Origin of the sequence: Parascardovia denticolens DSM 10105 = JCM 12538 (assembly GCF_001042675.1) — a bacterium.
In the GTDB taxonomy this organism is placed as follows: Bacteria; Actinomycetota; Actinomycetes; order Actinomycetales; family Bifidobacteriaceae; genus Scardovia; species Scardovia denticolens.
Genome location: NZ_AP012333.1, coordinates 1,611,248 through 1,630,697 on the forward strand (window position 1 = coordinate 1,611,248; position 19,450 = coordinate 1,630,697).

At 57.8% G+C, this 19,450-nt stretch carries 22 protein-coding genes, 1 tRNA gene and 2 pseudogenes; 1 reads left to right on the top strand and 24 read right to left on the bottom strand.

Going from position 1 to position 19,450, the window contains the following annotated elements; genetic code table 11:
• Positions 1-24: 24 nt before the first annotated feature.
• From PSDT_RS06605 to PSDT_RS08745, 4 genes and pseudogenes are all read right to left on the bottom strand, one after another.
• On the bottom strand, positions 25-564 hold the full coding sequence (locus tag PSDT_RS06605; protein WP_143828278.1) for an ATP-binding cassette domain-containing protein: 540 nt from the start codon (positions 562-564) through the stop codon (positions 25-27).
• 149 nt (positions 565-713) lie between these two features.
• Positions 714-1,196, bottom strand: a pseudogene (locus tag PSDT_RS08740) (ATP-binding cassette domain-containing protein); the annotation flags it as partial.
• Complete coding sequence (locus tag PSDT_RS06615) at positions 1,139-1,753, bottom strand: hypothetical protein (RefSeq protein WP_006288707.1); 615 nt, start codon at positions 1,751-1,753, stop codon at positions 1,139-1,141. The pseudogene PSDT_RS08740 and the gene PSDT_RS06615, both read right to left, overlap by 58 nt.
• A 549-nt stretch (positions 1,754-2,302) precedes the next feature.
• Positions 2,303-3,059, bottom strand: a pseudogene (locus tag PSDT_RS08745) (acetoin reductase).
• Positions 3,060-3,412: 353 nt separating this feature from the next.
• Here PSDT_RS08745 and PSDT_RS06625 point away from each other — a divergent pair.
• Entirely contained in the window at positions 3,413-4,108 is a 696-nt protein-coding gene (locus tag PSDT_RS06625; RefSeq protein ID WP_006288706.1) for a PIN domain-containing protein, read from the top strand.
• Positions 4,109-4,334: 226 nt separating this feature from the next.
• Here the strand turns inward: PSDT_RS06625 and PSDT_RS06630 are convergent.
• The 20 genes from PSDT_RS06630 to rpsH all read right to left on the bottom strand — a co-directional run bounded on the left by PSDT_RS06630 (position 4,335) and on the right by rpsH (position 19,373).
• Positions 4,335-4,420: transfer RNA gene (locus PSDT_RS06630), tRNA-Ser, on the bottom strand.
• Positions 4,421-4,616: 196 nt separating this feature from the next.
• Positions 4,617-5,633, bottom strand: a complete 1,017-nt coding sequence (locus tag PSDT_RS06635) for a tRNA pseudouridine synthase A (RefSeq protein WP_006288705.1) — start codon at positions 5,631-5,633, stop codon at positions 4,617-4,619.
• Positions 5,634-5,732: 99 nt separating this feature from the next.
• Entirely contained in the window at positions 5,733-6,488 is a 756-nt protein-coding gene (locus PSDT_RS06640; protein ID WP_006288703.1) for an ABC transporter permease, read from the bottom strand.
• Positions 6,488-7,276, bottom strand: coding sequence for an ABC transporter ATP-binding protein (locus PSDT_RS06645; RefSeq protein WP_006288701.1), 789 nt, complete (start codon positions 7,274-7,276; stop codon positions 6,488-6,490). The genes PSDT_RS06640 and PSDT_RS06645 overlap by 1 nt, the downstream gene beginning before the upstream one ends.
• A gap of 503 nt (positions 7,277-7,779) precedes the next feature.
• The gene (gene rplQ / locus PSDT_RS06655; RefSeq protein ID WP_006290124.1) at positions 7,780-8,328 is read right to left on the bottom strand and encodes a 50S ribosomal protein L17; all 549 of its coding nucleotides are present in this window, start codon (positions 8,326-8,328) and stop codon (positions 7,780-7,782) included.
• A gap of 136 nt (positions 8,329-8,464) precedes the next feature.
• Positions 8,465-9,460: a DNA-directed RNA polymerase subunit alpha gene (locus PSDT_RS06660; protein ID WP_006288698.1), complete on the bottom strand. Its 996-nt coding sequence runs from the start codon at positions 9,458-9,460 to the stop codon at positions 8,465-8,467.
• A 78-nt stretch (positions 9,461-9,538) separates the two neighbouring features.
• The gene (gene rpsK / locus PSDT_RS06665) at positions 9,539-9,937 is read right to left on the bottom strand and encodes a 30S ribosomal protein S11 (protein WP_006288696.1); all 399 of its coding nucleotides are present in this window, start codon (positions 9,935-9,937) and stop codon (positions 9,539-9,541) included.
• 74 nt (positions 9,938-10,011) lie between these two features.
• Positions 10,012-10,383, bottom strand: a complete 372-nt coding sequence (gene rpsM, locus PSDT_RS06670; protein ID WP_006290123.1) for a 30S ribosomal protein S13 — start codon at positions 10,381-10,383, stop codon at positions 10,012-10,014.
• A gap of 120 nt (positions 10,384-10,503) precedes the next feature.
• The gene (rpmJ, locus tag PSDT_RS08145; RefSeq protein WP_006291230.1) at positions 10,504-10,617 is read right to left on the bottom strand and encodes a 50S ribosomal protein L36; all 114 of its coding nucleotides are present in this window, start codon (positions 10,615-10,617) and stop codon (positions 10,504-10,506) included.
• A 48-nt stretch (positions 10,618-10,665) separates the two neighbouring features.
• A complete protein-coding gene (infA, locus tag PSDT_RS06675) occupies positions 10,666-10,884 on the bottom strand; it encodes a translation initiation factor IF-1 (protein ID WP_006288694.1) in 219 nt (72 codons plus the stop codon).
• 91 nt (positions 10,885-10,975) lie between these two features.
• Positions 10,976-11,620: a LemA family protein gene (locus PSDT_RS06680; RefSeq protein ID WP_006288693.1), complete on the bottom strand. Its 645-nt coding sequence runs from the start codon at positions 11,618-11,620 to the stop codon at positions 10,976-10,978.
• 186 nt (positions 11,621-11,806) lie between these two features.
• On the bottom strand, positions 11,807-14,155 hold the full coding sequence (locus PSDT_RS06685) for a DUF2207 domain-containing protein (protein ID WP_006288691.1): 2,349 nt from the start codon (positions 14,153-14,155) through the stop codon (positions 11,807-11,809).
• A gap of 275 nt (positions 14,156-14,430) precedes the next feature.
• Positions 14,431-15,000, bottom strand: a complete 570-nt coding sequence (locus PSDT_RS06690) for an adenylate kinase (protein ID WP_006288687.1) — start codon at positions 14,998-15,000, stop codon at positions 14,431-14,433.
• A 68-nt stretch (positions 15,001-15,068) separates the two neighbouring features.
• Positions 15,069-16,403 carry a preprotein translocase subunit SecY gene (secY, locus tag PSDT_RS06695; RefSeq protein ID WP_006288685.1) on the bottom strand — a complete coding sequence of 445 codons (1,335 nt, stop codon included), beginning with the start codon at positions 16,401-16,403 and terminating at the stop codon, positions 15,069-15,071.
• 262 nt (positions 16,404-16,665) lie between these two features.
• Complete coding sequence (rplO, locus tag PSDT_RS06700) at positions 16,666-17,127, bottom strand: 50S ribosomal protein L15 (RefSeq protein ID WP_006288684.1); 462 nt, start codon at positions 17,125-17,127, stop codon at positions 16,666-16,668.
• A gap of 2 nt (positions 17,128-17,129) precedes the next feature.
• Positions 17,130-17,318: a 50S ribosomal protein L30 gene (gene rpmD, locus PSDT_RS06705; protein ID WP_006290114.1), complete on the bottom strand. Its 189-nt coding sequence runs from the start codon at positions 17,316-17,318 to the stop codon at positions 17,130-17,132.
• Complete coding sequence (gene rpsE, locus PSDT_RS06710) at positions 17,318-18,055, bottom strand: 30S ribosomal protein S5 (RefSeq protein WP_006288682.1); 738 nt, start codon at positions 18,053-18,055, stop codon at positions 17,318-17,320. The genes rpmD and rpsE overlap by 1 nt, the downstream gene beginning before the upstream one ends.
• The gene (gene rplR, locus PSDT_RS06715; protein ID WP_006288681.1) at positions 18,052-18,423 is read right to left on the bottom strand and encodes a 50S ribosomal protein L18; all 372 of its coding nucleotides are present in this window, start codon (positions 18,421-18,423) and stop codon (positions 18,052-18,054) included. The genes rpsE and rplR overlap by 4 nt, the downstream gene beginning before the upstream one ends.
• Positions 18,423-18,962, bottom strand: coding sequence for a 50S ribosomal protein L6 (gene rplF / locus PSDT_RS06720; protein ID WP_006288680.1), 540 nt, complete (start codon positions 18,960-18,962; stop codon positions 18,423-18,425). Before rplF ends, rplR begins: the two co-directional genes overlap by 1 nt.
• A 12-nt stretch (positions 18,963-18,974) precedes the next feature.
• Positions 18,975-19,373, bottom strand: coding sequence for a 30S ribosomal protein S8 (gene rpsH, locus PSDT_RS06725; protein ID WP_006288679.1), 399 nt, complete (start codon positions 19,371-19,373; stop codon positions 18,975-18,977).
• Positions 19,374-19,450 lie beyond the last annotated feature (77 nt).

Below are 19,450 nucleotides of genomic sequence, written 5' to 3' on the forward strand. Positions count from 1 at the left end.
ATCGGCATTCGCGTATCTCCCAACTCACACAGACGGCAAGCCCTTCATTCCCGCTTCATCACTGCATGCGTCAGCATCGTCGGGGCCACGCCCGGCTTTGATCTGCAACTCGAACAGATCCTGGAAAACCTTGCTATGCTCGCACAGGCTTTCGTAGGTGCCTTGATCGACTATCCGGCCGGCCTCGAACACATAAATCAAATCTGCGCTTTTCAAGGTCCAGGCCCGATGGGTCACCAAAATCGTTATGCGCCCTTGCTTGTGCCTCACCAGATTGCGTAAGATCTCCTCTTCGGACTGGGAGTCCACATTGCTGGTCGGTTCATCAAGAATCAGGACCGGAGCTTGAGCCGCCAACGCCCGGGCAAGGGTCAACCGTCGCCATTGCCCGCCGGAAACGTCCACGCCGCCCCACTGCGAGCCCAGCTGGGTATCGATCCCCTGCGGGAGCCCCTCCACGACCTCCTTCTGCCCGACCTGGTCCAAAGCATCCCACAGGACCCGGCTGTCCTCGATTTCGGAGACCTCCCCCTCCAGCGAAGCGAGATTCCGAACCTTCCCCAAAGCCACGTTTGTCTGACGGTGAGTTCGAACCGGTTATAGTCTTGCACCATGACGCTCATATACGGTCGGCGAGAGAAGAAATCCATGCTCCCTAAATCCAAATTCCTCCCCTGAGGAGCCCCCTTCTCCCCCTCAAGAGTCAGGGTGATGGTGCCCTGCTCAGAAGCCAGCATACCGGTCAGCGCCTTCACCGTCGTCGTCTTACCCGCCCCGTTCCGTCCGACAAAAGCCACGATCTGCCCTTTGCGCGCGTGTAGGGACACCCCTGAGACGCCCACGCGCCTTTCTTGGTCATAGAAAGCTGAAAGACCGTCCACATCCAGTCCGACGACCTTCGCCGGGGCGGCCGGATCAACCATCGAACCAGCGTGCGAGGAAGCCGCCGAGTCAGCATCAAGCATATGCAGGAAGCCGCTGATCGACACAGATGCGCGTATCATGTTCCCCAGTTCATAGCCTACGTCGCTGGTGGCGGAGATCCCTGAAAGCACGCCGACCACGGTGCCGGCGACCATAGCCACCGACGCATGCGCATCGACCAAGGCGACCAAAGCGAAAATTATCAGCACCGCCGTCATGGCCGTGGCCGCCAAAGCCAAGAATAAATCAACCAGTTCCAGGCGGCGGGACATCCGCGACCGCCGACGGTAACCTTGGGAAGCCAGACCGGCGACATATCCTCCAGCATCATCATGGGCCAACTCCACCGCTGGCTTTTCATAAGCAATATGTCTTCGAAATAGCGGGCCCGACGGGACACTTTCATGATCTTCGGCCACTGCGTCTGCTCCACATCGGCAAATATCATATATTCAATTACGCTGGGGAACAAGGAAAGCAAAACCAGAACCGCCGACACCCAGCTCGACCGCCAGATGGTCACCGTCAAGGAGATGCAGACGATCGCGGAGGAAACCAAAGATAAAAGGGAGAAGGCTTGCAGAGTCAAGCTTCCCGAACCAATGGCATCACGCGCTTGCCGCGCCTGGTCGCCGGTATCGGAATTCTCCAATTCTTTCGGTTCCTGATGATACAGATAAGAGTTGACGGCTTCGTTGCACCAGGTAGCCATGGGAATCTGAGCAAGCCTTTGCATGGAGAAACCGACGCTGTTCAACCCATATGAAGAGGCGACCATGATTCCGGTGACGATGGCCCAAGCCAAGGACGTGGCGAAGTCATGCCTCATCAAAGCCTGGTCAGCTGGTTCACCAAGAGGACTTGCGCGCTGGGAATGAAAGCGACAAGGATACGAATGATGACGGTGACCGTCATGGAGACAGGGGCCGTACGAAAAGCAAGCCCTGTGCACCATACGATCGATCGGGCGACCTTGGCCAATCTTTTCATTGCCGCTCCCCTGTCTGCCGTTCTAAAATCGGCTTGACGTTTTCATCTTCCCTACCAACTTATCATAGAATTCAGATTGATATTCATCCCCTAGGAAGGTCTTCGCATACGGCCAAAGGCGCTGCCACCTCATACCGAAGAATATCTAAGCCCGAACCTCCATGTCTGTCATATCCCCATGTCTGCCGTATCACCAGCCGATCGTATTCCCAGCCTGCCGCATTCCAAGCCTGCCGCATCACATGGTCCAACTTGGCCAGAAGAGGGGGGGGGATGAAAAAAGCCATGAAAGAAACCTAAAGAAATGAAGCAAAAAAGCGCCCCCGGAAAATCCAAGGGCGCTCACGGGAAAGAAGGTCAACCGGACGGGGCCGGCCAGCCGGCTGAATTAGACGTACTGCATGCCGCCGTCGACGATCATGGCTTGGCCGGTGATGTAATCGGCCTTATCGGAGGCCAGGAAGGAGACCAGGTTGGCCACGTCGGCCGGGGTTTCCCCGCGGCCCAGGGCGATGCCTTTCATGGTTTCCTTCAACGACTCCCCTACCGGCACATGGTTGATTTCGCCCAGCCGGCGATCGATCTCATCCCACATGGGGGTGAGGACGATTCCCGGGCAATAGGCGTTGACGGTGATCTGGTACTTGGCCAGCTCCTTGGCCGCGGTCTGGGTCAGGCCGCGTACGGCGAACTTGGAAGCGGAGTAGGCGGCCAGAGGGACGAAGCCTTCGTGCCCGGCGATGGACGAGGCGTTGATGATCTTGCCCTTGGTGCCCTGCTTGACCATCTGCTGGGCGGCCTCATACGTCCCGTAGAAGGCGCCTTTGATGTTGATGTCCACGATGTCGTCCAAGGCCCTTATCGGTCATCTCCAGGAAAGGCTCGATGCGGCGAATGCCGGCATTGTTGACCATGACGTCCAGGCGCCCGTGATCGGCCACCACGTCGGCCACGAGTTTCTTCACGTCTTCGTGGGAAGCCACGTTGACGTAATACCCTTTGCCTCCGATTTCAGCGGCGACCTTATCCGCCTGTTCCTTGTTGATGTCGGCGACGGCGACGGCGAACCCATCTTCCGCCAATTGACGGGAGATGCCTTCACCGATGCCTTGCGCGCCACCAGTGACGATAGCTACTTTTGTCATGCGTTCTCCTTTGAACTTCTTTATGCGAATGAACTTCGCCCTACGAATTGTATTTATGCGGTATTTATGGATTGATGAATCAATCGGCTGCGCGGCCCCTTCGCTGGAGCCGCACCTTCGTTATATTACACGATGCTCCGCCCGTCACCGGACCCGCCTTCTCCCGGGGACGAACGCGGCCGCTTCCGCGCACGTGACCGCAGCCTTTCCGCAAGCTTCGGGCGAAAAACAGGCTCATTCCTTAGAGAGGAACATGCTGACACGCCCGTTGGTATCTCGACTGTGATACGATAAACGCGTAGCTCCCCATCGTCCTACGGGACTGATGGGGTTTATTATATCTGGGGGCCAACATGACTGACCTGCAAAAAGTCGCGATAGTGATTGACTATCAAAACGTTCATATGACCGCTCGCGATGTTTTCATGCCCAATGACCCTATACATTTCGCCCTGATTGACCCTGTGAAGTATGCAAAGCGCCTTATCCAAGTCAAGAATGACGACATCAAGTTCTCACGTGCAGAGAAAGGACTCACCCTTCCCGATTGTCAGCTGGCATGCATTGAAGTATTCAGAGGAATTCCAGTCGCCGAAGCTGACCCGGACGGTTATCGCAGAAATCTGAAACAAAAATCGACTTGGGAAAGGGAAGCCTGCCTCAACCACCTTGATTTACATATTACCTATCGACCTCTGAAATACCGATCTCGAATGCTCAACGGGGAATCAAGAATCGATACTTCATATCCTCCCCAAGAAAAAGGAGTGGATGTATTGTGCGCGTTAGCCGTCACGCGCCTAGCCAGATCAGGAGACTATGATTGCGTCATTCTTGCCTCCCGAGATACCGATCTCATCCCTGCGCTTGACGAGGCCCATCAGACTCAGACGAAGACACGCATTGAAGCCGCGAAGTGGTTTTCGCCGACTGTGGCATTTACTCGTGGCGCCCTCCATGTAGATAAATCGTGGAAGCTATGGACGACATCCATGGATGAGGCCGACTTTGAGGCAAGTCGAGATCGGACCAATTACGATTACTCTTGATACTCGGCGTCCGCTCATCGCCAAAACAGCAAAGAGCGCCATCCACGTTTTGATAGTATCCTCACATATATATAATCCCGAAACCGTGTTTATGCTTAAACCAGCATATAGGTTTGAACCCAGCCGATTTATCGATGAATTGTAATAAGAGAAGACCTGATTAAATCACTACCGATAAGATAAAGCATGGGGAGTGGTGGAAAAGAGTTTCACCACTCCCGGCAAGCGGATGATAAGGGATTTGAACCCTTGGAGGTATTTGGCCTCACACGATTTCGAGTCGTGCTCCTTCGACCGCTCGGACAATCATCCATAGCCACCGCCTTCGCGGCCCCTGACGGTTCCCCGTCAGAGCACGGAAGATGGGCAGCAAGAATCCATTATGCCATAGAAGGCCAACCTGGGCAAGTCCCGCAAGGCGGAACGCTTCCGGTCCCCATCCTAGTCCCCTCTCCGTCCCTTTCGACCTCCTCAATCCGCTCCAACCGCCTCCGGCCTCTTCCCTTTTTCAGTCCAAGGTGCGTTTGGCCCTGATCGCCTGCGCCCGGGCTGCCAGCAGATCATCGGCCGGATAATTCACCTTCTCCAAAGTCAGCCCGCAGGCCGGAGCCGGGCCGCTAGCCCCTTCCCGGACGGGATGAGCCAGCTTGCCGGCGAACCAGTCCAGGCCCTTCTTCCCCATGCCCACTTGCAGGCAGGCGTTGACCAGGGATCGGACCATGTTCTTGGCGAAGGCATCGGCGATGATGGTGAAAATCAGCAAGCCGGATTCGACCGAGTCCACCCGGTAGGGGGAATCAGGGTTGGATCCCGAGCAAGATTCAAAGCCGGAGATCGAGCCGGCGGCAGAAGGGTCGGCCCCGATGGCCTGAGTCGGAGAAAGGCTCGCTCCCCCGGCGTAGGAGGACGATCCCAAAGGATGGGTGGGAACCCGCTCCCAACGGGCGAATTTCACTTCGCGGATGGTGGTGCCACCGGGATTAGGGCTGGAGAAGGAGCCGAAATCATGAAGACCGACCAGGCTTTGGGCGGCCTGATTCATCAGGTCCAGGTCGAGCCGACGGGGAAGGTTGAGGACGAAGCCGCGCAGGCGAGGGTCATAGGCGGATGATTCATCGGCCACACGGTAGACGTAGACCCGGTCCGAGGCCGAGAACCGGGCGTCGAAGCCGGCCGGGGAGGGGAAAATCGATCTGACGGATATATCAGCGGGAAGGATTCGGCGCAAACGATAAGCGAGCGCCTCCCAAGGGCGATAGGTGGCCGGATCCAAATGCCCCATGGCCACGGACAAGACCTCATCCTCCAGGTCCAGGTGGCAGACCTGGCCGCTGGCATGGACCCCGGCGTCGGTGCGCCCAGCCACCACCAATGTGATGGGATGTCCGTCATCATCAGGCTTCCACAGATGAAGGACCTTGGCTATGGTGGCTTCCAACTCGCCTTGGACGGTCCTCTGCCCCGGCTGCCGGGCCCAACCATGAAAGGCTGTCCCGTCGTAGGAGCAATCAATCCTTAAACGCATACCCCCATAGTGGCAGACGGCCTTGAAAATAGCCGATCATATGGATTACAGCTGGAGACCTGAGGCCTGAGACCTAGCTAATCCTGAACCGCCACCGAGCTAATACCGCATGTTTATCCCGTTTTTGCGGCCATGCCGGAGGATGATGGCGAAGAGCAGATAGCCAATAGCCAGATAAGCCAGACTCTGCCCGGCAACCGTCAACCATTGAGCCGCCGAGACTCCATGCGTCCAGGCCCTCTCAATGAGTTCGAACCCGTATTGCAGGGGGAGAATCCGCCCAAACCAAACGACGGGCGTGGGCAAGACCTTCAGGGGGACGACAACCCCGGAGACGAGCATGAGGATATAGGTGAAAAGGCTGGAGTAGGACTGGGTGCGGGTATAGACCACAGTCAAAGCCACAAAAATCAAGGTGAAACCGAAAAGCCCAGCGAAGATAATCGGGCAGAGGCCAACGATAGCCCAGTTGAGGGCCATGGGGATGCGCAAGATCGCGAACAAGGCGACTATGAAAACCGCATCCAATATGATGGAAATCAAACTCCAAGTCAGAGTCTTCACAATGACCTGCTGGAAAAGGGAGGTCGGCTTGAGCATGAGTTGGGTGAAAGTCCCGTCCTGCTTATCCGTGGAGATGGAGATACTGGATTCGGTGATCATAGTCGATGAGGCGGTCCACAAGAAGTACCCCAGCCAAGCCGTCGGGTTCGACCGCGCGTCCGTGGACAAGGCGAACATGGCGATGAGGATCCCGGTCAGAAGCAGGTCGGAGACATAATTGCTCCAATACATCCTCAACTCGAAAAGATAGCGGCGGATCTCCGCAAGCAAAAGAATACCGAATTTGCGCATCAGTCGTCCTCACCTTCTTCTCCTGCGCCAACCTGTTCATCGAAAAGGGCCAAGAGGATTTTCTCCAAATCGTAGGAGACCCCTTCCGCAGCTCCCATCTGCTGACTATGAGCATCAATGAAATCCTGATAGACCCCCTGCCACTGGATATGACCGTGGGAGATGAGGGTGATGTCGTCGGCCACCTCCTCAATCACTTCGGACTGGTGGGAAGAGATGATGATTCCCATCCCTCGCCGAGCAAGTTCCTTGATGGCGTTCAGGAAATCCCGCTTGGCGACCACGTCCAGGCCCAACGTCGGCTCATCCAAAATCAGGACCTGGGGACGCGGCAACATGGCCGTGACCAGAGCCAGTTTCTGCTGAGTCCCCCGGGACCAGTCCCCGACCGGCTTATCCATGTGCTCGGCCAAGGCTAAAGCGTCCATGAGAGACTGCGACCGCGCGAAAGCCTCTTTGCGGGAGAAGCCGTAGAGGGCGCCCTGGTAAGCGAGGTTGTTCCACCCAGTCAGGAACATATAAGTCAGAGAGGAATCCTCCAAGACGCACGACAAGTGGGTATAGAGGGAGCTTTTCCACTTCTCCAAAGGCTCGCCTTTGAAGTCGACGCTGCCGGATGTCGGTTGGATGAGGCCGCACATCATGCGCAAAGTCGTGCTTTTACCCGCCCCGTTCGGGCCAAGCAGGCCCATGATCCTTCCGGACCTGACCCCGATCGTGACATGGGAGACCGCGGATTTTCCTTTGAACTCTTTGCTGACATCCTGGGCCACAAGGATTTCGTCCATTAGCTATGCCCCAATCCATATTGACCCATACCAATCTCATACTGACTCATCAATCGCGCCGATACTAGTTAATATACCCCCGCAGATGGACAATGTTTCCCATTAATTGCATATTTTCTCTGAAGCCACCAGAAAGTCTGCATAAAATGCAAGTTGCCACCCTCAGTCACCTCATATCCATATCTTGACGTGTATACGAAACGAGGATAGAAAAAAGAAGCCCCTATTTCCAAGGCTCAAAATTTCTATCCTCGTTTCGTATACGCCAATCAAAAATCACCCTCAAAAATCCCCTCCAAACCACCCAAACTCCACCAAAACACCCCAAAAACCACCTCCAACACCCAAAAATCCCACCACCCAAAAAATAATCCCTCTCCAACACATCCAAAAACACCTTCAAAGCCAAACCAGCCCCAAAATGGATAAAGAAAAACCCGGAGTACAGTTCAAAACCGCACTCCGGGCTTGTCATCAGCGATTAATTGCCGGATTTGCCGAGTTTACTCAGCCTTCTCAGCCTTATCCTTAGTGGCCTTAGACTCCTTGGCTTCAGCCTTGTCTGCCTTGGCTGGCTTCTCAGCTTTCTCAGCTTCAGCCTTGTCAGCCTTGGCTGCCTCAGCAGGAGCCTCGGTAGCCTCAGCCTGCTTGACAGCGGCTTCAGCTTCCTTGACGGTCGCCTTCTTGGCGGACACAGGCTCGGTCACCAGCTGGATGATGGCCATGGGGGAAGCATCGCCCTTGCGAGCGGAGATCTTGATGATGCGGGTGTAACCGCCTTCACGCTGCTCCATCTGCTCGGCGATTTCCGTGAACAGCTTGTGCACCACGGACTTGTTCCGCACCACGCGCAGGACGCGACGGCGGGAAGCGAGGTCACCCTTCTTGGCGAAGGTGATCAGGCGCTCGGCCAAAGGACGCAGACGCTTGGCCTTAGGCAAGGTGGTCTTGATCTGACCGTGTTCGAACAGGCTCGTGGCCATATTTGCCAACATCAGGCGCTCATGTGCTGGGCTGGAAGCCAGACGCGGCCCCTTCTTTGGTTGTGGCATAATTCTCCTTTCCGAGACAGGTGGGCATCAGCCCGAACATCCGCTCGGTTTGTTCTATGATCTGGATTGAGATAGCCTCTCAAAGTCCCGAAGATTCGATATCTGGTATTCAATACCTGATATCCAATATCAGTCATCAGATGTCTTCAGGGCTGAAGAAGTTATCACCTTCAAGATCGATCTGGCCAAGGCCCAAGGGGGACTGCTTCAAGGAAAGGCCCATGGAGTCGAGCTTCTCCTTCACTTCGTCGATGGACTTCTGGCCAAAATTACGAATATCAAGCAGGTCCTGCTCAGACCTCTTGACCAATTCACCAATGGTGTGGATTCCCTCGCGCTTCAGGCAATTGTAGGAGCGCTGGGTCAGGTTCAGGTCCTCGATGGGGATCTCCATCTGGGGATCGACCTCTTCGACCACGGGGGCCGGGCCCACCTCCACGCCTTCGGCCTGGTTGTTCAGCTCATGGAAGAGCCCGAAGAGCTCGACCAGAGTGGAACCGGCGGAGGCCACCGCGTCGCGGGGGGAGATGGAAGGCTTGGTTTCCACATCCACAGTGAGCTTATCGAAGTCGGTACGCTGTTCCACACGGGTGGGGTCGACCTTGTAGCTCACCTTGAGCACTGGGGAGTAGATGGAGTCCACAGGGATGCGGCCGATTTCATCGCCTTCCTGCTTGTTCATCTGTGCGGGGACATAACCACGTCCACGTTCCACGGTGAATTCGATTTCGAGTTCGCCATCTTCGGCAAGAGTCGCGATGTGCAGGTCGGGGTTGGCGACCACCACACCGGCCGGAGGGGTGATGTCAGCCGCGGTCGCCTCACCCTCGCCGCTCTTGCGCAGATACATCACGACGGGCTCATCATACTCGGAAGTAAGAACGAGCTCCTTGATGTTCAAAAGAATCTCAGCGACGTCTTCCTTCACGCCTGGCAGAGCGGTGAACTCATGCAGGGCTCCGGAGATACGCACTGATGTCACTGCTGCCCCAGGGATCGAACTCAGCAGGGTGCGGCGCAGGGAGTTGCCCAAAGTGTAACCGAATCCTGGCTCCAGAGGCTCGATGGTGAAGCGGGAACGCTGGGGATTGATTTGTTCCTCAGTAAGTGACGGACGCTGTGCAATAAGCACTTTGTTATCCTTTCAGCTAGATCGGCTGTGCACATGCCGATCTGTGCGGGTTGGATCTGTTTTTTATGTCTTAGTGCTTCAGACGCGACGACGCTTAGGGGGGCGTACGCCGTTGAAAGCCTGGGGGGTCTTGTCGGTGATGGAACCGACTTCGAGACCGGCAGACTGCAAGGAACGGATGGCGGTCTCGCGACCTGAACCGGGTCCCTTGACGAAGACGTCAACCTTCTTGACGCCATGCTCCTGAGCCTTGCGGGCTGCTGCTTCTGCGGCCATGCCCGCGGCGTAAGGAGTGGACTTACGTGAGCCCTTGAAACCTACATCACCACCGGATGCCCATGCCACGACGGCACCGGACGGATCAGTGATGGAGACGATCGTATTGTTGAATGTTGATTTGATATGCGCTTGGCCGACGGGGACCGACTTGCGGTCCTTGCGGCGAGGCTTGCGCGCGGCTTGCTTTGTAGCTGCCATTGACCCTCGTTTCCTTTAGCGATGATCGGCCGGACTCTTCTGAATCCCGCCGGAACGCTCAAGCTCTTCTGAGCCTAAGCCTTCTTCTTACCTGCGACTGTGCGCTTCGGTCCCTTGCGGGTGCGAGCGTTGGTCTTCGTACGCTGACCACGGACAGGCAGATGCCTGCGATGGCGAATACCTTGATAGCAGTTGATCTGAACCTTACGACGGATGTCCGCATCGATTTCACGACGCAGGTCACCTTCGATCTTGTAATTACCCTCGAGGTAATCACGCAGTTGGATGAGCTGCTCGTCAGTCAGATCCTTGACGCGGATATCTGGAGAGATTCCAGTCGCTGCGAGTGTCTCTTTGGCGCGAGTGCGGCCTACACCGAAGATGTAGGTCAAAGCCACTTCAATGCGCTTATCGTTGGGGATGTCGACTCCGGCAAGACGTGCCATTGCGATTTCCTTTGTTCCACGGAGATCGTGCACCCCATCGCCCACTTATGTGGCCTAAGTCTCCGTACTTAGGGTTCAGCTCACGCTGTGATGAAGTGCCTTACTGTGCCGCTGTGTCTGCTAGCCCTGACGCTGCTTATGACGCGGGTTTTCACAGATCACCATGACGCGGCCGTGGCGACGAATCACGCGGCATTTCTCGCAGATCCGCTTCACACTTGGACTAACCTTCATGGCTTTCCTTTTCTACTTGGCTGTATTACTGGTACTTGTTACTCGTGTTCACTTGTAGCGGTAGGTAATACGTCCACGAGTCAAATCGTAAGGGCTCATTTCAAGCACTACCCGATCCTGGGGAAGAATGCGGATGTAGTTCTTCCGCATCTTTCCGGAGATGGTAGCCAGGACGATGTGCTTGTTCTCGAGTTCCACACGGAACATAGCGTTAGGAAGGGCCTCGACGACCCGCCCCTCGACTTCGATCACATCATTCTTTGCCATAACTCTTTTTCCTCGTTGTGAATAACTGCATGCCCTCCGGCCGAGGGCACACCGAGTTCAAATGATAACACACCAAACGGACTGGGCGACATCAGGCGCCGAAATCGACCTTCGGGGCCTGACGGTCCGCTTGATCCGTCACTTCGAAGGACTGGGCCTGCTGGAAGTGGAAGAGACCGGCGATGATGTTGCTGGGGAAGACCTCCTGCTGGGTGTTGTATTTCATGACCACGTCATTGTAGAACTGCCGGGCGTAGCCGATCTTGTCTTCCAGCTGCTTGAGCTGGGCCTGCAGGTCCAGGAAGTTCTGGTTGGCCTGCAGCTGAGGATAGTTCTCAGCCGTGGCCAGGACGTTGACGATAGCCCTGCCGAAGGCGGCTTCCGCCGCAGCCCGGGCCTGTAATTGCTCGGCGCTGGGCGCGTCGGCGGCCGAAGAAGAGGCGAAGGGGCTTTCCCCGCCCGCGGCCTGGGAAGCGTTATAGGAGTTGAGGACGCTTGCCCTGGCCTTGGTCACCTCCTCGAAGACGCTGGATTCATGCTGGGCGTAACCTTTGACGGTCGCCACCAGGTTGGGGACCAGGTCCGCCCGCTTCTTCAGCTGCACGTCGGTCTGGGCCCAGCCGTTCTTGACGCGGTTGCGCAAGACGACCAAGGCGTTGTACTGTCCCACTCCCCAGACAAGCAGGGCGATGATGAGGACGATGATGACGATAAGAACAATCCAGCCTGCGCTCATTGCTCATCCTTTCTTTTTGAAGCGATATCCGCGATATCCGTCCTTCTGATTTTACCGGAACAGCGGCATCTCGCGCCACGGTCCTGAGCCGACTAGAAGCCGGCACCGGAGCCCCCGGCCGGAATCGGCCAGAGACCAGCCGGCGCGAAAGCAGCCGACACTGAATCAACCAGTCGCCAACCCTGGCTAACGGCCCCCGAAGGAACCGCCGCCGCCGCCGCCTCCGCCGCCGGAGAAGCCACCACCGGAGAACCCTCCCCCTCCTCCGCCGCCGGAGCCTGACGCTCCGGAGGTGGCGTTGATGGTGTTGATCGCGTCTGCCACTGTCCCTCCGAAAGAGGAAAGGCTGTCGGAGAAAGCGGACCCGAAATCGGAGAAATCGGTCAGTGAGGAAAGGCCGGCCCCAGCCAAATCGTTGGAGAAGCCTCCGAAGGACCACTCCCCTCCTGGCATCAACCCGCTCTGGTCCCCTCCGGTCACATCGGACGGCCCGAACGAGGGTGTGGACAGGCCGAACATATAGTTGGGAGCCCAAATCCAGCCAGTGGAAACCGCCCCCATATCCGCGGCGGTGACCTTCCCCAGCGAAGGCAGGACTTGACGGAATTGCTTCATGACCTCTTTCGACATGCCGAAAGCGGCAGCGTAAACCAGGTAGTCATCCCACAAGACCAACTCCTCCACTCCTCGGTCGGTGAAATCGCTGAAATCCCTCAGATAGTTGCTGAGCCTTTCCACCTGGTGCAGGATTTTCTCGCCCCCAGGCAGGACGGCATCAACCCGGCCATAAGCCCAAGCGAACCGGGCGACGAAAATGCCGGCCAAGCCCAGGACGAGGAAGTAGGCGAAGGGGCTGAACCAGAGCGTCAAGGCGAAGGCGCTGACCACGGAGGAGAGAGCCAGGAGAGAGACGGGCCAGGTCAGGTTCCGGGGGGCCCTATCGCTCAGGTAGCGACGCCGTTTGGAGCTGTCCGACTCCAGCAGGGCGTTCAACTGTCTGATCGACTTGGCCGCCAAGGTACCGCCGCGAAGAAGGAACTTCAGGTCATCCCCGGAGAAGGCGGGACCAATCTCCTGACTCACTTCCAGGAAGATGGATCGCAGCAGCTCCTCCTCGTCGCTCAAAGAATCCGCCTTGCCCGGCATGCCCTTCCACTCCTCGTCCGGCACCACCACATAGGTTATCTGGAAGGAACCGGATTTCTGGTCGAGGGAGGATGAAGATCCTTCCTGACCAGCGGCGGCAGCGGTCAGCATCGCCTTGCCAATCCGCTCTTTGCTCGGGTTCAAGGGATCCAGACCTTGGTAATAATCGGGGGACCCGGGATAGACGGCGACGGCCCCTTTGGAGATCAAAGACAGCAACAAGGCGGCCATCTGCCTCTTTTCCACGTTGGCATCGGTGGGAATCCCCTGGCTGACCTGCAGGCTCTGATAGACGGCGGCGGCTTCGGTCGCGGGGATGTCCAAGGGGACATCGCGCACGTATTCGCCCGTGGGCTTGTACCGGTTCGCCCGATAAGCGCGGATGGCGTTGACTATGGAAGCCACACTCAAGAGGATGATAAGAACGGCGGGGACGATGATCAGGGCCAGGTTCCGGATGGCTTCGCCCCGTCTCCTGCTTTGATCATGCTCGAAGGCCCTGCGCTCAGATTCGACTGTGGTCGAGACCGTCTTGTCGGTCGTTTTCCGGCTCACTTCCATGCCCGGGGTCTGGAACATGGCAAGGATGTCCAAGTATTGATAAGGACGAATGTTCTCGGCGGTGAAGATCAGGGAACCGTCTTTCCCCCTCCTGCTGGTCGACTGTCCGGAGAAATGATACCAGCCCCAGGATTTATCCGTCCCCGAGGGAAAGAAAATCCTGCCTTGCAGGTGTTTGACGGGGACGGTGTTGCTGGAGTCGATGATCTCCCACAGGAGCTTGTTCGCGTCGGTGTAAGCGGTGACGGCGTTCTTGAAGGTGAGGGAAATCTGGAAAGTCCGGGTGCCGGAATCGGTCACGGGGATGTTCCAGCCCAATTCCACTTGTTTGGACTCGCCTATTTTCAAGGAGGGAGGGATCGGGTCCAGGCCATGGGAGGAGAGCGGGTCGGGGTCATCCCCGGTCAGGGGAACCAGATACCAAGTGTTGGAAGCCTTTTCGTTCCACTGGTCCTCGTCGATGATGTCGGCCTCCGTGTCCCGGTAATCCACCTGCCGGTAAGGGACCTCTTCGCCGTCGACGATTTCGGACACCGATACATCGCTGATGGCCGTGGCCTTATCGGCTGACAAAGTGTAATGGCTGAAAAGCTGTCTCCAGACGCGGCCCCGATCCGACAGGTCGATGGTCACCTTCTCCTTCACCTGGATATCGCCGTTCTTCAACAGCCAGGCCTGATAGTCCATGTTCTGGTAGACCATGCCCCCGGATTGCTCGGAAGAGGACTGGACGGCGGCGAAAATCAGATAAAAGACGGCGATGAGGGCGACCACGACGGTGGTCAGGATGGCCTTGGATAAGGCGTAACGGGAACGGGAAGACTTCATGCTCTTCCACCCTTTCATCGTTGATACGACCGGGTCACCGGACGGTCTCCCGGGCGGTCACTCGCACAGTTGTAAAAGACAGCATACCAAAAGGGAGCCGACCGGGGAAAGGGAGGGGGGGAAGGGGAAGCGGAGGAGAGCTGAGGCGGGATGAGCCGAAAGGAGGCGGGGGAAGAAAATCAAAAAGGGAAACCCCGCATGATGCGCTCATGCGGGGTTCCTCTCCCATAGCTCGGATGGCCGACCAGGGTTTAGGTGACCTGGCCCAGCTGAGCTTAGGCGACCTGGTCCAGCTGGGAGATGATCGTCCGGCTGATCTCGTCAATCCGGCCGACCCCATCCACGCTGAGCAGGAGACCGCGTTCCTTGTAGATGGCCAGAAGGGGCTCGGTCTCCTTGGCGTAAACGTCCAAACGCTTGGCGATGACTTCCGGAGTGTCGTCGGCCCGGCCTTCGATCTCGGCTCTCTTCGTCATGCGCTCCATCAGCACGTCGTGGTCGGCATGCAAGGCCACCACCCGATCCAAGGGGGTGCACAGGTCGGTCAGGATGGAATCCAAGGCCTCCACCTGGGCGGCGTTGCGGGGGTATCCGTCGAGGATCCACCCCTGCTTGGCGTCATCCATGGCCAGGCGGTCTTTGACGATGGCGTTGGTCAACTGATCGGGGACCAGCTCGCCCTTGTCCATGAAGGCCTGGGCCTGCTTGCCCAGCTCCGTCTGGTTCTTCAGGTTATAGCGGAAGATGTCGCCGGTGGAGATGGCCGGGATGCCATAATGCTGGGCCAGAAGGGCGGCTTGGGTGCCTTTGCCCACTCCTTGGGGACCCATGATCAACAGACGCATGTTGCTCCTTTATTTGATATTCTTTGCTTGCCTTGCTTGCCTTGCTTATTTTGTTTGCCTGGCTCGCCTTACTTGTTCAATTCCGCCGCGGCGCTGGCCTCATCGGCCTTGAGCAGGAAGCCTTCGTACTGGAACTGCTCGGTCTGGGCCGCCGCCTGCCGCAAGGTATCCAGACCCACGCCGGCGATGATCAGGATGGTGGTTCCGCCGAAAGGCAGGTTGGAACTCAGCTGCAGGACCATGATGAGCACGGTGGGCAGCAGGCAGACGAAAAGCAGGTAGAGGGACCCGACCGTGTTGAGACGGTCCACCACGTACTTGAGATACTCGGAGGTGGCGCGGCCTGCACGGATGCCGGGGATGAAGCCGCCATACTCCTTCATGTTGTCGGCCGTCTCATCCGTGTTGAAGATGATCGACGTGTAGAAGAAGGTGAAGAAGACGATCATGACCAAATAAAGGACGATATACCAGGTGCTGGTCGTATTGGCCAGGTTGGTGTTGACCCAGCCGACCCAGGACTGCTTCGGATTGCCGAACTGGGCGATCAGGGTGGGGATGGCCAGGATGGAGGAGGCGAAGATGGGCGGGATGACGCCGGACATATTCACCTTGATAGGCAAGTAGGTGGAGGTGCCGCCGTACATCTTGCGGCCAATCATACGGCGGGTGTACTGGACGGGGATTCGACGCTGCATGAGCTCGATGTAGTCCACGAAGATGAGGATGAAGATGACCACGGCCGTCACGATGCCGAACTTGAGCCACTGACCGTCTTTGTAACCGATGTCCCAGAGCTTGGGAAGGAAGGACGAGCAAATGGAGGTGAAGATGAGGATGGACATGCCGTTGCCGATGCCTTTATCGGTGATCAACTCGGCCATCCACATGATGAAGCCGGTGGCTCCGGTCATGATGAGGACCATGACGGACAGGTTCCAGATGGAGCTGTCCGGCACGACCTGCTTGTTGCAGGAGCCGGCGAAGAGCTGGCCGGAGCGGGCGGTGACCAGGATCGTGGTGGATTGGAGCACAGCCAGGCCGATGGTCAGATAACGGGTGTACTCGGTCAGCTTGGCCTCGCCCGATTGGCCTTCCTTATGCAGCTCCTCGAAGCGGGGGATGACCACGCGCAGGAGCTGGATGACGATGGAAGCCGTGATGTAGGGCATGATGCCCAAGGCGAAGATGGACAGCTGCAGGAGGGCGCCGCCGGAGAAGAGGTTGACCAACCCGACGAAGTTCTCCTGGGTGGCGGCGGCCACGCAGGAATGCACGGCCTTGTAATCCACCCCAGGGGTGGGGATGAAGGATCCCACGCGGAAGATGATGATCAAGAAAATGACGAAGAAAATCTTCTTACGAAGTTCCTTCGTCTTCAACGCCTGAATGAGAGTTCTCACCGGACCTCCTCAGTATAGGATCCTTGCCATGAGGATATGTGCAATCCCTATATGATATGGTGTTTCTATCTTACCGATGCCGTCTTCGAAGCCATTGTCAGGGCCGGCCCCAGGTCTGCTTCCGATGACGACACACACTAGACTCACAGTATACAAAAAACGATAGACCCCACGCGCTTGAGACGCATGGGGCCTATCACAAATCTCAGCTCTGGAGGAGGAGACCATGGGGATTCCCTGGAATCCCCTCCCCATCTGATCGCTATTCAGCGGACACAGAGCCGCCGGCCGCCTCGATCTTCTTGAGAGCGGAGGCGGAAGCCTTGACCCCCTTGAAGTTGAGAGCCACGGACAGGTCCCCTTGACCCAGGATCTTCACGGGCTGGTTCTTGCGGACGGCGCCCTTGGCGACCAGGTCCTCCACAGTGACGTCACCGCCTTGGGGAAAGAGCTCAGCTACCTTGTCAAGGTTGACGACCTGGAACTCCACCTTGAAGGGGTTCCGGAAGCCACGCAGCTTCGGCAGACGCATGTACAGGGGCAGCTGGCCGCCTTCGAAACCAGGACGGACCTGGTAACGGGCGTGCGTGCCCTTGGTGCCGCGGCCGGAGGTCTTGCCTTTGGAACCTTCACCACGACCGATGCGGGTGCGGTCCTTCTTGGCGCCTGGGGCCGGACGGAGGTCATGCATCTGAAGAATGTTCACTTCTTTTTCATTAGCCATGACTAGGCCTCCTCTACAGTCACGAGATGGGCTACCTTACGGACCAGGCCACGGACGGCGGAAGAATCGGGACGTACGGTGGACTGCCCGATCTTATGCAGACCGAGGGTGCGCACGTTGTCCTTCTGACGTCGGGTGGCGCCGGCGACGCCCTTGACCAGGGTGATCTTCAGCTGGTTTTCCTTAGCCATCACTCACCATCCTTTGCTGTCTTGGCGGCCTGAGCCTCTTCACGGGCTTTGCGCTCCTCGTCGATGCCGGCGGCCTGCTCGCGGAGCAGACGGTCGGGGGCGACTTCCTGGAGGGAAAGGTCACGACGAGCGGCGACTTCCTGCGGCTCTTCCAAGCTCTTGAGGGCCTGGACGGTGGCGCGCACGGTGTTGATGGCGTTGCCGGAGCCCATGGTCTTGGTCAGGATGTCGCTGATGCCGGCGCACTCAAGCACGGCGCGGACGGCGCCACCGGCGATGACGCCGGTACCGGGGGCCGCGGGGCGCAGGAAGACGGTTCCAGCGGACTCATGGCCGATGACGGGATGAGGGATGGTTCCACGCAGACGAGGCACGGTGAACATGTGTTTCTTGGCGTCCAAGTTGCCCTTGGCGATGGCCGCGGGGACCTCGTGGGACTTGCCGTAACCGACGCCCACGTTGCCCTTGCCGTCACCGACGACCACCAGAGCCGCGAAGCTCATGGTGCGGCCACCCTTGGTGGTCTTGGAGACGCGACGGATGGTGACCACGCGTTCCAGCATCTCATCGCGCTTATCGTCGCGGTCGCGACGGGAACGACGCTCGCCACGGCCACGGCCGCCACGACGTCCGCGGCGCTCGTTGGACTCTTCGGCTGCGTCCGCCGCAGGGGTCTCGCCGTTCTGAGTGGCGGCCACGACCTCTTCGGTCTCTTTTACAGTCTGATCATCGCTCACAGCTGCAAACCTCCTTCACGGGCGCCGTCCGCAACAGCTGCGACGCGGCCATGATACTTATTACCGCCACGATCGAAGACGACCACGGAAATGCCGGCCTCCTTCGCCTTTTGGGCGACCTGTCCGCCGACCTTCTTGGCGGCTTCCGTCTTGGTGCCTTCGAAAGGACCGAAGTCATTGGCCAAGGTGGAGGCGCTCACCAGGGTGACTCCCTTGGTGTCGTCGACGATCTGGGCGATCATGTTGCGGTTCGTGCGGGTGACGACAAGACGCGGGCGCTCTGCGGTGCCGACGATCTTCTTGCGAAGACGAGCATGGCGACGCAGGCGGGAGATTTTCTTGCCCTTACCGAGAATATTGACTGTCATTACTTACCAGCCTTTCCTGCCTTGCGGGCGATGTGCTCATCGCTGTACTTGATGCCCTTGCCCTTGTAAGGTTCAGGAGCACGAAGCTTGCGGATGTTGGCGGCGACCTGGCCGACGGCCTGCTTGTCGATTCCCTTGACGATCACTTCGTTCGCGTTGGGGATCTCGAATTCGATGCCTTCAGGCGGGTTGACGGTGATCGTGTGCGAATAGCCCAGGGAGAACTCGATGCCCTTGCCTTTGGCGGTCGCGCGATAACCGGTGCCGACGATCATCAGGTGCTTGCTGAAACCTTCATGCACGCCCTTGACGATGGAAGCGATGATGGAGCGGCTCAGACCGTGGTTGGCACGGGTCTGACGCTGGTCATCGACGGCTTCGACCTGGATCTCGTTGCCCTCGATCTTCAGGGAGATGCCTTCGGGCATGGTATAGGAATCCGTGCCCTTGGGGCCTTTGGCGGTGACGGTCTGACCGTCGACCTTGACTTCTACCCCAGCCGGGATGGTGATGGGGAGCTTACCAATATGTGATGCCATTATCGCTCCTCCTTACCACACGTAGGCAACGATTTCGCCGCCGATGCCCCTGTCGAGGCATTCCTTCTGGGTCATCAAACCAGCGCTGGTGGAAATGATGGCGATACCAAGACCACCCAGGGGCATAGGCAGAGCGTCGGACTTGGCGTAACGACGCAGGCCTGGCTTGGAGACGCGCTTGATGCCATTGATTGTCTGTTCGCCGCGGGGACCGTACTTGAGAGTAATCTCAAGGGTCTGGCCGACGCGGGCATCCTTGGCGGCGAAGTCCTTGATGTAGCCTTCGCGCTTGAGAATCTCGGCGATATGCGCCTTGAACTTCGAGTAAGGCATATCCACGGTCTCGTGTTTCGCCGCACTCGCATTACGCAGACGCGTCAACATGTCTGCGATTGGATCTGTCATTGTCATTGGGCTTATGCCCTTCCTCGCCGTGGTTTCCGTCGCTTGGCACCTCACAGGTGTATGGGCCACGGACCTTCAGCGTC

What these genes read in the sequence shown, in the direction of transcription:
- PSDT_RS06615 (WP_006288707.1), bottom strand. Translation starts at nt 1,753, where the DNA reads ATGAGGCATGACTTCGCCACGTCCTTGGCTTGGGCCATCGTCACCGGA.
- PSDT_RS06625 (WP_006288706.1), top strand. Translation starts at nt 3,413, where the DNA reads ATGACTGACCTGCAAAAAGTCGCGATAGTGATTGACTATCAAAACGTT.
- PSDT_RS06635 (WP_006288705.1), bottom strand. Translation starts at nt 5,633, where the DNA reads ATGCGTTTAAGGATTGATTGCTCCTACGACGGGACAGCCTTTCATGGT.
- PSDT_RS06640 (WP_006288703.1), bottom strand. Translation starts at nt 6,488, where the DNA reads ATGCGCAAATTCGGTATTCTTTTGCTTGCGGAGATCCGCCGCTATCTT.
- PSDT_RS06645 (WP_006288701.1), bottom strand. Translation starts at nt 7,276, where the DNA reads ATGGACGAAATCCTTGTGGCCCAGGATGTCAGCAAAGAGTTCAAAGGA.
- rplQ (WP_006290124.1), bottom strand. Translation starts at nt 8,328, where the DNA reads ATGCCACAACCAAAGAAGGGGCCGCGTCTGGCTTCCAGCCCAGCACAT.
- rpsK (WP_006288696.1), bottom strand. Translation starts at nt 9,937, where the DNA reads ATGGCAGCTACAAAGCAAGCCGCGCGCAAGCCTCGCCGCAAGGACCGC.
- rpsM (WP_006290123.1), bottom strand. Translation starts at nt 10,383, where the DNA reads ATGGCACGTCTTGCCGGAGTCGACATCCCCAACGATAAGCGCATTGAA.
- rpmJ (WP_006291230.1), bottom strand. Translation starts at nt 10,617, where the DNA reads ATGAAGGTTAGTCCAAGTGTGAAGCGGATCTGCGAGAAATGCCGCGTG.
- infA (WP_006288694.1), bottom strand. Translation starts at nt 10,884, where the DNA reads ATGGCAAAGAATGATGTGATCGAAGTCGAGGGGCGGGTCGTCGAGGCC.
- PSDT_RS06680 (WP_006288693.1), bottom strand. Translation starts at nt 11,620, where the DNA reads ATGAGCGCAGGCTGGATTGTTCTTATCGTCATCATCGTCCTCATCATC.
- PSDT_RS06685 (WP_006288691.1), bottom strand. Translation starts at nt 14,155, where the DNA reads ATGAAGTCTTCCCGTTCCCGTTACGCCTTATCCAAGGCCATCCTGACC.
- PSDT_RS06690 (WP_006288687.1), bottom strand. Translation starts at nt 15,000, where the DNA reads ATGCGTCTGTTGATCATGGGTCCCCAAGGAGTGGGCAAAGGCACCCAA.
- rplO (WP_006288684.1), bottom strand. Translation starts at nt 17,127, where the DNA reads ATGGCTAATGAAAAAGAAGTGAACATTCTTCAGATGCATGACCTCCGT.
- rpmD (WP_006290114.1), bottom strand. Translation starts at nt 17,318, where the DNA reads ATGGCTAAGGAAAACCAGCTGAAGATCACCCTGGTCAAGGGCGTCGCC.
- rplR (WP_006288681.1), bottom strand. Translation starts at nt 18,423, where the DNA reads ATGACAGTCAATATTCTCGGTAAGGGCAAGAAAATCTCCCGCCTGCGT.
- rplF (WP_006288680.1), bottom strand. Translation starts at nt 18,962, where the DNA reads ATGGCATCACATATTGGTAAGCTCCCCATCACCATCCCGGCTGGGGTA.
- rpsH (WP_006288679.1), bottom strand. Translation starts at nt 19,373, where the DNA reads ATGACAATGACAGATCCAATCGCAGACATGTTGACGCGTCTGCGTAAT.